A 13,774-nucleotide genomic window follows, 5' to 3' on the forward strand; every position below is an offset into this window, starting at 1 on the left:
CATTGACTATGCCTTTAAGAGTTCAGTTTTGGACGGCTTAAGAATCCCCGCGTCTTTAGACCGGGGAGAAGTCAAAAATGCGATGAAGGGACGCTCTAATTTTTGCCCCGGCGGGCCCAGGGTCTGGGCGATCGCGCCCCACTGAAAAACGGTGCCAGTCGGAAACCGTTCGCCAGTCAAAAGTCAAAATTCACGCATTCAAAATTCAAAAGTGTGACCTTTTGAGGAGGGAAAAGAGGCAAGAGGGGAGAGAACCACTCCTAACTCGCGACTCATGACCGCTCAAAAAGGGTGCTTTTGAACCGATTTTTGGGCGAAGTCAGGGAGGGGAAAAAGATGACCCGATCTCGATCTGAACCGATGCCGAGCCGGGATTTTGAGATCCTGCCGGACGCGCTGGTTATCGTGGCGATCGCTGCCACTGCCCCCTTCAATTATCTGCTCTTTCATACCCTCGCCGAACTGTTCAGTCTCATCATCGCCTACAGCATTTTTATCGTCGCTTGGAATACCCGCAAATTTTCTCAGAATACTTATTTTCTATGGGTCGGAATTGCCTATTTATTTGTCGGGATCTTCGACCTGTTTCACACCCTCTCTTACAAGGGGATGGGAATCTTCGCACAGGATACCGCCAATGTGGCGACCCAACTTTGGATCGTCGCCCGCTACGTCGAGAGTCTTTCCCTGTTAACGGCGACGATTTTTTACCGACATCCGGTTAAGCCGCGGTGGCTCTGGCTCGGATATGTCGCATTGACCGTCTTTTTGCTGGGAGAAATTTTTCACCTCCGGAACTTCCCCACCTGTTTTATCGAAGGGGTGGGATTGACTCCGTTCAAGAAAATTAGCGAATTGATGATTTCCCTAATTTTGCTGCTGGCGATCGCCCGCCTCTATCAAATTCGCAATTTCTTCGATGTTAAAATTTTTCGACTTCTGGTTTTCTCATTAATTTTGACCATCATCGCGGAATTGGCATTCATTTTTTATATTAATGTCTACGGCATCTCAAATTTTGTCGGCCATCTGTTTAAAATTGTTTCCTTTTACCTCATTTACAAGGCGACCATCGAAATCGGCCTCACCCAACCCTACGCGCTCCTGTTCAGGCAGGAAAAACAGTATCAAAGTGAGTTGAAACAGAAAAATCAACAACTTCGCCACGAAATTGGCGAACGCCAGCGATCGGAACATCAGAAAGAAACCCTGAATCTGATTTCCAAACTGTTTTTGTCTTCCCCATCCCTTTCCCAAACCTACGCGGAATTGTCCCAGTTGTTGGCCGACCGGTTCCAGTTTCCGATCGCGGCGATTAAATTGTACGATCCGCTGAAGCGGGAGATGACCGTTATCGGAGCGGTTGGCTTGCCGATGAGTCCCGGCGAACTGGTGCGGATACCCGTCGAACAAACCATTTCTGGAACCGTCGCCATGACGGGAGAAGCCGTTGTCGAAGGGAATGCCAGCCGAGCTCTAGAATACCGCTTTCCCAACGTCCAAGCCTTGGAAGTCAAAACCTTTCTGTGCGTCCCCATCCCCACCCACGATCGCATTTTGGGTACCCTCGCCCTCGCCGACCGCCGCCGACATTCCCAGGATTTGTTATCCTTGCGGGATACACTGCAGGCGATCGCCAATGCCCTCGGACAGGAAATTGATCGCAAACAGGCGGAAACTGAAATTCGGGTCGCTTACCAGCAGCTTTCCGAGATGAAATATGCGTTGGATCGGGCGGCGATCGTGGCGATCGCGGACGCCGAAGGCACCCTCACTTATGTCAACGACAAATTTTGTGAAATCTCGGGATATGGGCGGGAGGAACTGCTCGACAAAACCCACCACCTCCTCAACTCCGACTGCCACCCACCGCAGTTTTTTCGGGACTTGTGGGCGACCCTTTCCAAAGGAGAAATTTGGCAGGGAGAAATTCAAAATCGGGCCAAAGATGGCCGGTTGTATTGGGTGGACACCACCATCGTCCCGTTTTTGGATGCCGATGGAAAACCCCGGCAGTATTTGGCAATTCGCTGGGATATCACGACGGGAAAACAGGTCAAAGATACCCTGTCTCGGTTCAATTACGAACTCGAAGTTCGGGTCGAAAAAAGGACGCGAGAACTGCAGGAGAGCAACCGCAAGTTGAGGGGGGAAATTGCCCTGCGACAAAAGGTAGAATCCGATTTGCGGGAGCTCAATACGGCCCTGAAAAATGCGGTGGAAGGCATCGTCAGACTCGACCGCGACGGGTGTTATGTGAGCATGAATCAAGCTTATATCGATTGTTTGTGCATCCGGAACCCCGGGGATTTTATCGGCTGGAAATGGGGGCAAACGATCTATCCGGAAGATTGGTCGAAGGCCGCGATCGCCTATCAACAAATGCTGGAAGAGGGAAAAGTTACACGGGAGTTGAGAGGAGTGCGGGAAGATGGGTCGATATTTTATCAGGATGTCACTTTGATCAAAGCGGATGACGGGCGGGGCAATTTTGATGGTTCTTATTGTTTCGTGAAAGATATCGGCGATCGCAAGCGGGCGGAAATTGCCCTGCGGGACAGCGAAGAACGGTTTCGCAGTTTGGTCGCCAACATTCCGGGGGCAATTTATCGGTGTCTGTGCGATTCGGACTGGACGATGCAATTTATCAGCCACGCCATCGAAAATATTTCCGGCTACGCCCCCGTCGAGTTGATTCAAAATACGGTGTTCAGTTATGTGAGTTTGATCGAACCCGACGATCGCGAGACGGTCGAAATGTCGGTCAAACGGGCGATCGCGGAGCGGCAACCGTTCATCATCGAATACCGAATTCGGCATCGAAACGGGGAAATTCGCTGGGTTTACGAAAAGGGGCAGGGGATGTTCGACCGCCACGGCAACATTCTGTACTTGGACGGGGCAATTTTTGATATCAGCGATCGCAAACAATCCGAAATTCGCCTCCGAAACGCCTTTCAAAAAGAAAGGGAACTGAACCGACTCAAAAGCCAATTTATTGACATCGCATCCCACGAATTCCGCACGCCGCTGACGTCGATTATCGGTTCGGCGGAGTTTTTGGAGAAGCACGGCCACAAACTTTCGGAACAGAAATGCTCGAAACACCTGCATAACATTCAAAGGGCGGGGGACCGGCTCAACGATCTCGTCAATGATGTTTTGGCGATCAGCCGTGCGGACTGCGAAAACATTAAAATCAGGCTATTTCCCTTAAATATGACAGAATTTTGTCAGGATCTCGTCGAAGAGTTTAAAATGGGGCTGGGTAAAGATCACTTGCTCAATTTAGCCGTCCACAGTGATTGTTCGGCCCCCGTTCAATTGGACGAAAAATTGCTGAAACCGATTCTCTCGAACTTAATTTCCAATGCCATCAAATACTCTCCGGCTCACAGCCCCGTCAATATCGACATTAATTGTCAAAAAGAACGCATTCAATTTGAAGTGTCCGATCGCGGCATCGGAATTGTTCCGGAGGACTACGAAAACGTGTTTGAATCCTTCCAACGCGGCCGCAACGTCGGCAAAATTCCGGGGACGGGACTGGGTTTGAACATCGTCAAGAGATATGTCGAGTTACAGGGGGGGGCGATCGCGTTCACGAGCCAAATTGGGGTGGGGACAAAATTTACCGTCATACTCCCTCATTTTTAATACCGTGCCGATGACTAAAATTTTAGTAATTGAAGACGAAGAGCCGATCCGGGATTTGATCGAAGATCTTCTCACGTTAGAAGGGTTTGAAATCCGGCAGGCGGCGGATGGAGAAAGGGGCATCGAGCTGGCAAAAATCGAATTTCCTGACTTGATTATTTGCGATATTTTGATGCCGAATATGGACGGGTACGAAGTGCTTTCCCAACTGCGATCGCACCCAAAAACCCAGAATATTCCCTTCATTTTTCTGACGGCAAAAGGCACCCGCGAGAATCAGAGGCGGGGGATGAATTTGGGGGCCGACGACTACATCACCAAACCCTTCCACGAAACCGAATTGCTCGACGCGATTCGCACTCGCCTCCGCAAACACGCCGCCCTGGTCGAGTCCTATCAAACTCGCCTCGCCTCAGCCGAGGAACGGCTCAACGAACTCCTCTACTACGACCGCCTGACGAAACTTCCCAATCAATTTTTGTTGCGGGAATCATTCGCGAAAATTTTGCGGGAGTGGGACGGGGAGCAAAAACCGTTTTTGCCGATGTTATATCTCAGCTTAGATCGATTTCAAGTTATTTCCGAAAATCTGGGATTTCATTGGGGCAATATTTTGCTGAAGTTAGCCGCCCAAAAACTCCACAGCGTACTGCCTCCCCAATCCGTCATATCTTGCCTGAACACGAACGAATTTTGTATCATTTTAAGCCCCTTCGACAGCCGGGACGAAATCGCCAATTTTGCCCGCACGATTCTCGACCTGTTTTCCGACCCCTTTTACCTGGACAATCAAGAAGTCTTCAGCACCGTCAGCATCGGCATCGCCTGCTGTACCCGGGACGACCGCGACCTGGGGCAACTGTTGCACGATGCCAAAATGGCGATGCATCAAGTCCGGAAATGTCGCGGCAATAAATATTCATTTTATCGGGGGCAAAGTCCCGCCCTGACGAACCGCGAAATCGTGACCCTGGAGGCGGATTTGCACCACGCGATCGAACGCCGAGAACTAGCCGTCTACTACCAACCCCAATTCAGTTTGAAGACGGGTCAAATCCTGGGAGCCGAAGCCCTGCTGCGCTGGTTTCATCCGACCCGGGGCCTGATATCCCCGGCCAAGTTTATCCCCATCGCCGAAGAAACGGACTTGATCGAAACCATCGGCGAATGGGTGTTTCGGACGGCCGTCAGCCAGGTTAAAATGTGGCACGATCGCGGATTTGAAGAGTTCAAAATTGCCGTCAACCTTTCCCCCCGACAATTCAACCAAGCGGATCTCGAAGAAACGATCGTTCAAACCATTCAAACCGTCGGCATTGCCCCCGACAAAATCGAGTTGGAACTGACCGAAAATTCCCTGATCGAAAATATCGGCTTTTCGGTTCAAAAACTGGAGCGGCTCAAGTCCCGGGGGGTGCAGATTGCCATCGACGATTTTGGCACCGGATATTCGTCGTTGAGTTACCTGCAACAATTTCCGGCTGACGTTTTAAAAATCGACCGCTCTTTTATCAACAAAATCCATCAAAATATCCGCAACGCGACGATCACCAAATCCGTGATCGAAATGGCTCACCTGCTGAATTTGACCGCGATCGCGGAGGGGGTGGAAACCGAAGCCGAACTGGAGTTTTTGCAGCGGCACGGCTGCGATATCGTCCAGGGTTACATTTTCAGCCCGCCGGTGAGCGCCGCCCAACTTGAAGCCCTGCTGAAGGGCGATCGCCGGCAGTAATTCTCGACTTGTTACCTTCAGCGGGTTTCGAGCTCTTCATTTTGCTGGGCTTTCCCCCGGAGCATCAGTTGCAACACCCACGGCACTAGCAGCAGAATTAATAACATCCGCGTCATCTGCATCGCCATCACCAAACCGGAGTCGCCACCGAGTTCGATCACCGTGGCAATCATCGCCGTGAGCCCCCCCGGAGTCGAGCCCAGAATGGCGGTCATCGTGTCCACCTGCGTCACCAAATGGAAGGCGTATCCGGCCCCCAAACAACTGGCAATTAAGACGAGAACCAACACCACTTCGATGAGTACCGCCTTGATTAACTTGCGGGCGGTTTTTCCGTCGAATTTGAGGCCTGTGGCCAGTCCCAGCAACAGCAACCCGGCGGTAAAGGCCAACGGCGGCATTTCCAGGGAATAGGGCCAGACCGACAATCCCAAGAGTCCGGCGAGAAACGGCCCCAGAAACAGGGGGGAGGGGAGGCGCAACCGGGGGCCGAGCCAAATTCCTAAACCGCCGCAGGCCGCGAGCACCCCCCAGTTGAGGACGGATGGGGCAGCGGGAGTCCCGGACACTTCCGGCAGAGCGATCGCGATTTCGGAAACGGGGGCGTCGGCGAACCAGAACCCGGCCAGGGAGGGGATGATGAAGGCCACCAGCAGGATGCGGAGGTACTGGAGGACGGCCACGGCGATCGCGTCGGCGCCCATCTGTTCGCTCATCGCCACCAAACTCGGGCCGGCGCCGGGGATGCATCCCAAAAATCCGGTGGCGCGATCGATTTTCGCCCACCGCCACAGCAAATAGCCGTTCAACAGGCTCATCGCCCCGGTGACGGCGACACAGGCGAGGAGGGGCAAAGCGTAGGTTTTGGCCAGAACCAGGGTGTCGGGGGAAAATCGGGTGGCGGTGGTGAGGGCGACGATCGCCTGTCCGACGACGTTCAGGGACTTCGGCAGGGGTCGGGATTCCCGCCAGCCCACGGCCAGCAGGATGCCGGCGACCATCGGCCCGAGGAGCCACCCCACGGGGATGTTGAGGAAAGTGAACAGCCACCCCGCCGCCATCGCGATCGCCATTTGCATCGCAGTGACGAACCCTCGGACGACATCGAAGGGAAGTTTTTCTCGGAAACTCTCGACGGGGTTGAATTGCAGCAGTTGTTGGCTGAGTTGAAACGGAATCGAAGAATAGCTGGTGATCTTCATGGAGGAAAGGTGCGCGGACGGAATAGCCGGGGTGAGTTGGGTGGGGGCACCCGGTTGTTTGGAAAAACGGACCAGAGCCGGGCGCCGGCGGGAAATCAGGGGGTGGGGAGCGATCGCAGGGTCTTGAGGGCCTCATCCACATGGGCCTTGAAGTCCAGCATGGAATCGAAAATATGCCGCACCACGCCATCTTTATCAATGACGTAGGTGACGCGCCCCGGAAGAATCCACAGCGTCGCCGGAACCCCGTACAATTGCCGGACTTTGTTTCCCTTGTCGCTCAACAGGGTGAAGGGCAAATTGTATTTATTGATAAAGTTCTGGTGATCCTGGGGGGAATCCGCACTCACGCCGATCACCTCCGCCCCCGTCTCCTGGAAGATGGTGTAACTATCCCGGAACGCGCAGGCCTCCGCCGTGCACCCCGGCGTGTCATCTTTGGGGTAAAAATAGAGGACGACCGCCTTGTTACCTCGAAAATCCTTGAGGCTGACCGATGCTCCGGTTTGGGAGGTCAGGGTAAAATCGGGGGCGACATCTCCAACTTGAACTGGCATATTTGCGATATCCTGTAACTTGATTCTGAGAAATGTTAACTTTTGTTATCTTTTGTTATGATATCGCGGATTTCCCCCCGGCGGAAACCCCCCGACGGCTTCGGAGGTGGGAGGAGCGAGGGGAGCGGGGGGAGCCGAGGGAGCCGAGGGAGCCGAGGGAGCCGAGGGATCTGAGGGTGGGATTTCCGGACCGCTTGGGAATCAATTCCCGAGGGCGCAAGCCAGGGGCCCCAACCCGATCAAATCATATTCAGATGATTGAGGAGTTTGTACGGATCTGATATAAACTTGCCTCCTCCGCCTCCTGTGCCCCCTCCGCCTCCTCCCACCGACGACCAACCAACGAGGTACTCAATCCATGCGAGTTTTACTCATCTATCCCCTCTTCCCCCAAACCTTCTGGTCCTACGATAAAATTCTCGAACTCGTCGATCGCAAAGTCCTCCTGCCCCCCCTGGGCTTGATCACCGTCGCGGCCATCCTCCCCCAGGAGTGGGAATTCCAACTCGTCGATCGCAACATCCGCCCCGTCACCGAGGCCGAGTGGGAATGGGCCGACCTGGTGCTCTTCTCGGCTATGGTCGTCCAAAAACCCGACCTCCTCGACCAAATTCGAGAGGCCCAACGCCGGGGCAAACCCGTGGCCGTCGGCGGGCCCTACGCCACCTCCCTCCCCCATGAAGTCGCCGAGGCCGATTATCTCGTCCTCGACGAAGGAGAAATCACCCTGCCGCAATTCGTGGAGGCCTTCAACCGGGGCGAAACGTCCGGGACCTTCCGTTCCCCGGAAAAGGCCGACATCACCACCACCCCTGTCCCCCGCTACGATCTCCTCGACTTCGACGCCTACGACTCCATGTCGGTGCAGTTTTCCCGGGGCTGTCCCTTCCAGTGCGAATTCTGCGATATTATCGTCCTCTACGGCCGCAAACCCCGCACCAAAACCCCCGAACAACTTCTCAAAGAACTCGATCGCCTCTATGAACTCGGATGGCGGCGGAGCGTGTTCATGGTCGATGATAATTTTATCGGCAACAAACGCAATGTAAAATTGTTGCTAAAAGCCCTGAAAGATTGGCAGAAAGAACACCAATATCCGTTCCGGTTCAACACGGAGGCATCCGTCGATCTCGCCGCCGATCAGGAACTGATGGATCTGATGGTGGACTGCAATTTCGACGCGGTATTTTTAGGCATCGAAACCCCAGACGAAGACAGTTTAACCCTGACCAAAAAGTACCAAAATACCCGCAGTTCCCTGGCCGATTCCGTCGATAAAATCATCCAGGCTGGCCTGCGCCCGATGGCGGGATTTATCATCGGTTTCGACGGGGAAAAATCCGACGCCGCCACCCGCGTCATCAACTTCGTGGAACAGGCCGCCATCCCCACCGCCATGCTGGGGATGCTGCAAGCCCTGCCCAATACGGGGCTGTGGCATCGGCTGGAAAAAGAGGGGCGGCTGTTGCCCGCCGAGGAGATCAGCCAACACGCCACCAACCAAACCATGTTGATGAATTTTAAACCCACCCGCCCGGTGGAGGAAATCGCCTCGGAATATATCCAGGCATTCCGGACATTGTACGAACCCGATCGCTATTTGGATCGGACTTACCGCTGTTTCTTGAAGTTGGGCGCCCCCCGTAGCAACGCCCCGTTCAAAACTCCGGAATGGGTCGATCTTCGGGCCTTGGCGATTATCGTCTGGCGGCAGGGGATCAAGCGATCGACTCGCTGGAAATTCTGGCACCATTTATTCGGCATTCTCCGCCACAACCCCGAGGTTTGGGAACATTATCTGATCACCTGCGCCCACAACGAGCATTTTCTGGAATACCGCGAAACCGTGGGTAAGGAAATCGCCGGACAACTGGCTGCTTTCAAAGCCAAAGAAGCGGAATCTAAGGAGGCGGAAACCTTGTCCGAAATCGGCGTTTAAAAGATGGGGAATTCGAGTCGGGGTGCCAGGCTGGCGCCCCGATTTCAGATTTTATATTTTCTTCATTTCTGCCAATTTCAGGTTCTCGCGGTGGCTGAATTGGATCGAGGAATAATGGAGATCGGAAAAAACTCGGAAAAAAGGAAGGAAGGTTGACCTCAAGTCGAAAGCCGACGGTCGATCGCGATAGTGAAAGGACTCGGGATCGATATTATAATGGGCGGATGAGAAACCCGATTCGATGGACGGTATCAATTTGAACCCGGAATCGGGAATCGTAAAAATCGGAAGACTCTCGCACCGATCGCCCAGTGCGGAGTCAGGCGAGTTCTGAAACCGGCGAGTCTCTGTGACCCGAGCCCATCCCCAATCATTATGGACAATTCCAGTCTTCTCACCTCTCCGACGGCGCGATCGCGGATCGCGCACCCATCGCTCCCCACCGTTTTGATCGTAGAAGATTCCGAAACCGATCGCGCCACCTACATCCGCCACCTGCGATCGTCGGGAGATGAAGACTACGAAATCCTGGAAGCAGAAACCCTCGAAGACGCATTGGAATTGTGGCGGGTGCGGCCCCCGGAAGTGGTGCTGCTGGATGTGAACCTGCCCGACGGGGACGGACTGGAATTTCTGGAGGCGATCGCCCCGGAATTCGAGGACAGCCAACTCCCTGCCATCGTCCTCACCGGACAGGGGGACGAGCGGACTGCGGTGCGATCGATGAAACTGGGGGCGTCCGACTATCTCACCAAGGGGGATATCACGGCGTTGTCCCTGTGTATCGCCGTCCGCCAGGTGCGCGATCGCGTCTTCCTAACCCGCAAATTGGCGCGATCGCGGCGACAGGAAGCCCTGGTGGCTGAAATTGCCCTGCGGGTGCGGGAGTATTTCAATTTACAAGACATTTCCGAGGCGATCGTCCGGGAAGTGGGGGAATTTTTGGGGGCCGATCGCGCCGTCATTTACCAATTCAACCCGGACATGAGCGGCACGATTACCGCCGAGTCCGTGGTTGCTCCTTGGAACGAATCTCTCGGAACCGAGATCCTAGACACCTGCTTCCAGGAAAATCTCGGCGGCGCCTACCGAGAAAACCGGGTCTTCGCCTGCGAGGATATCTACACCGCCGGCCTGAGCGAGTGCCACATCAAACTCCTGGAGCGGTTTCAGGTGCGGGCCAACCTGGTGGTGCCAGTTCTACTGCCCGAGGGCGAAACGTGGCGTCTCTGGGGGTTGCTGGTCGTGCACCAGTGCCGAGCGCCCCGAGTTTGGGAAGAAGGTGACATCGAGCTGCTGCGGCTGTTGTCGGTGCAGTTCGCGATCGCCGTCAAACAGGCCGAACTCTACCAATCCCTGCAGGCCCTCAACGCCTCCCTCGAATTGACCGTCGAGGAGCGCACCCGAGAATTGAAATTGAGCGAAAAGCGGTTTCGGGGCATTTTCGAGAATATGTTCCAGTTTATCGGCCTGCTGAACCCGGACGGCACGTTGTTGGAAGCCAACCGCATCGCTCTGGCGGTGGGGGGAGTCGGCCGGGAAGCGGTGGTGGGGCGTCCGTTTTGGGAAGCCCCGTGGTGGCAGATTTCTCCGGAAACTCGGGAGCAGTTGCGGGGCGCGATCGCTCGAGCGGCTCGGGGGGAGTTCGTCCGTTACGAAGTGGAGATTTGGGGTACCCAAGGCACCATTCCCATCGATTTTTCCCTGCGCCCCGTGGCGGACGAAGCCGGACGGGTGATTTTGATCATCCCCGAAGGCCGGGATCTGACCGAAGCGAAGCGACTCGAAACCGAGCGGGAAGAGGCTTACGCCCTCCTGCGGGAGAGCGAACGGCGCTACGCTTCCCTGGCTGCGGCGGCACCGGTGGGGATTTTTCGCACCGATATCGACGGCAACTGTGTCTACGCCAACGATCGCTGGTGCGCGATCGCGGGACTGACTCCGGAAATGGCGATGGGCACCGGGTGGGTGGAGATGCTGCACCCCGATGATCGCGACTGGGTTCTCAAAAAGTGCGCGAAAACCCTCGCCGAAAGGAGTTCCTGCCAGTGTGAATTTCGGATTGTACACCCCGACGGCGCACTGCGGTGGGTGTACGGACAAAGCGTCCCCGAGTGGGATGACGGCGGGCAACTGCTGGGCTACGTCGGCACCCTGACCGACATCAGCGATCGCAAACGGGCCGAGGAACAATTGCAGGAACTCAACCAACAGCTCGAAGCCAAAGTCCGACGGCGCACCGCCGCCCTCCAAGAGCGAGAAACCCGCTACCGCGCCCTGATGGAAAATGCCGGGGACGCCATTTTGCTGGCCGACGTGGGGGGCAACTTGGTGGAAGTCAACCGTCAGGCAGAGGAATTATTCGGCCATTCCCGCGAAGAGTTGATCGGGATAGACCTATCCCAGATCCACCCCCCCGAAGATTTGGAGCGGATGCGAACCACCTTTTCGGAAGTCCTCCGGGGCGATCGCACTCAGGTATTGGATGCCCGGATCGTGCGTCGGGACGGGGCGATCGTCGATGTCGATATCTCCGCGACGACCATCGAGATCGGCGATTCGCGACAGTGCACCCATCGCAAACTGGTGCAGGGGATTTTTCGGGATATCACGGAGCGCAAAGCCGCCGAGAAAGCCCTGCGAGAGAGCGAAACCCGCTGGCAATTCGCCCTGGAAGGCTCGGGGGACGGGATATGGGATTGGGATGCCGGGACGAATCGGGTTTTTTTCTCCAAAGCGTGGAAGGCGATGTTGGGTTACGCCGACGAGGACATCGGCGATACTCTGGAGGAGTGGTCGAGCCGGGTGCACCCCGAGGATCTGTCGCAGTGCCGTGCCGATCTCGACCGGCATTTTCGGGGCGAAACCCCCGTTTACCAGAACGAACATCGGATGTTCCGCAAAGACGGCAGCATCGCTTGGATTCTGGATCGCGGCCAGGTCATCGAATGGACGGCGGAGGGGAAGCCGCTGCGGGTGATCGGCACCCATACGGATATCAGCGATCGCAAGGCGGCGGAGGAGGAAAATCGGCTCCTGAAAGAGCGCCTGCAATTTCTCCTGGCTCGCAGTCCCGCCATGATTTATAGTTGCCGGCCCGAGGGGGACTACGGGGCGACGTTCATGAGTCCGAATGTCAAAACGATCCTGGGCTACGATCCGGAAGAATTTACCGCAGATTCTAGCTTTTGGGCGAACCACATCCATCCGGAAGATGCCCCGGGGGTGCTGCGATCGGCGTCCGAAGTTTTCCAAAAGGGGACGATCGCCCACGAATATCGATTTTTGCACAAAGCGGGTCACTACGTCTGGCTGATGGACGAACTGCGCCTGGTGTGCGACGAGGCGGGGGAGCCCGTGGAGATCGTCGGCTATTGGGCCAATATCAGCGATCGCAAGGTGGCGGAAATCAAACTGCAGCGCACCAATGAAGAATTGCTCCGCGCTACCCGCCTCAAGGACGAATTCCTCGCCAACATGAGCCACGAACTCCGCACCCCCCTCAACGCCATTTTGGGGATGACGGAGGGGCTGCAAGAGGAGGTGTTCGGGCCGGTCAACGAGCGGCAAATCCGGGCGCTGGCCACCATCGAGTCCAGCGGCTCCCATTTGTTGTCCCTCATCAACGATATTCTGGATCTGGCTAAAATTGAGGCGGGCCAGGTTCAGCTCGAATGTGCCCCCACCGCGATCGCCCCTTTGTGTCGGTCGAGCCTGAATTTCGTCCAACAGCAGGCGATGAAAAAAAATATCAAACTGACCACCAAAGTGCCCGAGAACCTGCCGGACTGGCACATCGACGAGCGCCGCATCCGCCAGGTGCTGATCAATTTGCTCACCAACGCCGTCAAATTTACCCCGGAAGGGGGTCGGATCGGCCTGGAGGTGTTTTTTGTCAATTTGGGGGAACCGGGGCGCAATAGGCTCCGCATCGCCGTCATGGATACCGGCATCGGCATTGCCCCGGAGAATCTCGACAAGCTCTTTCGGCCCTTCGTCCAAATCGACGGCGCCCTGAACCGGAAATATGAGGGCACGGGTTTGGGTCTGGCTTTGGTGAAGCAGATCGTGGAACTCCACGGCGGCGAGGTGGGCGTCTCTAGCGAGGTGGGGACGGGCAGTTGCTTCACCGTCGATTTGCCGGGGGGCGATGACTCGCAGGCCTGGGAACCGCCTGTTCCGTCGGCATCTGAGGCGGAACCGGAATCCTCCGAACCGCCCCCACCCGCCCGGATTTTGCTGGCTGAGGACAACGAAGCCAATATCAGCACGATGTCGAGTTACCTGGGGGCGAAAGGCTACCGCTTGATGGTGGCCAAAAACGGTGCGGAAGCGATCGGACTGGCCCGTTCGGAACGCCCGGATCTGATTTTGATGGACGTTCAAATGCCGGGGATGGACGGCTTGGAGGCTATCCGACACATCCGCCGCGATCGCGATTTGGCGGAAGTCCCCATCGTCGCCCTCACTGCCCTAGCCATGAACGGCGATCGCGATCGCTGTTTGGAAGCCGGCGCCACCGAGTACCTGGGAAAACCCGTCCGGTTGAAGGAATTGGTGGCAATGATTCAGCAACTTTTGTAGGTGGAGAAACCGGAGACCGGAACAAAACGGGTTGGATATCAAGACCGCTTGGGAATCAATTCCCAAGCTAACAGCTCAAATCATCTGAAGATGATTGGGG

6 protein-coding genes are annotated in these 13,774 nt (G+C 55.7%); 4 read left to right on the top strand and 2 right to left on the bottom strand.

What is annotated here, in order from left to right:
• Window positions 1-336: 336 nt before the first annotated feature.
• A complete protein-coding gene (locus LKE08_RS15110) occupies window positions 337-3,657 on the top strand; it encodes an MASE3 domain-containing protein (RefSeq protein WP_324705070.1) in 3,321 nt (1,106 codons plus the stop codon).
• A 10-nt stretch (window positions 3,658-3,667) separates the two neighbouring features.
• Window positions 3,668-5,392, top strand: a complete 1,725-nt coding sequence (locus LKE08_RS15115) for an EAL domain-containing protein (RefSeq protein ID WP_324705071.1) — start codon at window positions 3,668-3,670, stop codon at window positions 5,390-5,392.
• Window positions 5,393-5,409: 17 nt separating this feature from the next.
• Here the strand turns inward: LKE08_RS15115 and LKE08_RS15120 are convergent, their stop codons facing one another.
• Window positions 5,410-6,594 carry an AbrB family transcriptional regulator gene (locus tag LKE08_RS15120; protein WP_324705072.1) on the bottom strand — a complete coding sequence of 395 codons (1,185 nt, stop codon included), beginning with the start codon at window positions 6,592-6,594 and terminating at the stop codon, window positions 5,410-5,412.
• Window positions 6,595-6,689: 95 nt separating this feature from the next.
• Window positions 6,690-7,151 (bottom strand): peroxiredoxin, encoded by a 462-nt coding sequence (locus LKE08_RS15125; protein ID WP_324705073.1) that lies wholly within the window; start codon window positions 7,149-7,151, stop codon window positions 6,690-6,692.
• Window positions 7,152-7,509: 358 nt separating this feature from the next.
• Between LKE08_RS15125 and LKE08_RS15130 the strand changes: the two genes are divergently transcribed.
• Together LKE08_RS15130 and LKE08_RS15135 are read left to right on the top strand one after the other, a co-directional pair.
• On the top strand, window positions 7,510-9,090 hold the full coding sequence (locus tag LKE08_RS15130; protein ID WP_324705074.1) for a B12-binding domain-containing radical SAM protein: 1,581 nt from the start codon (window positions 7,510-7,512) through the stop codon (window positions 9,088-9,090).
• Window positions 9,091-9,465: 375 nt separating this feature from the next.
• Entirely contained in the window at window positions 9,466-13,674 is a 4,209-nt protein-coding gene (locus tag LKE08_RS15135) for a PAS domain S-box protein (protein WP_324705075.1), read from the top strand.
• Window positions 13,675-13,774: the final 100 nt, after the last annotated feature.

Origin of the sequence: Lyngbya sp. CCY1209 (assembly GCF_035615495.1) — a bacterium.
GTDB lineage: Bacteria > Cyanobacteriota > Cyanobacteriia > Cyanobacteriales > Microcoleaceae > Limnospira.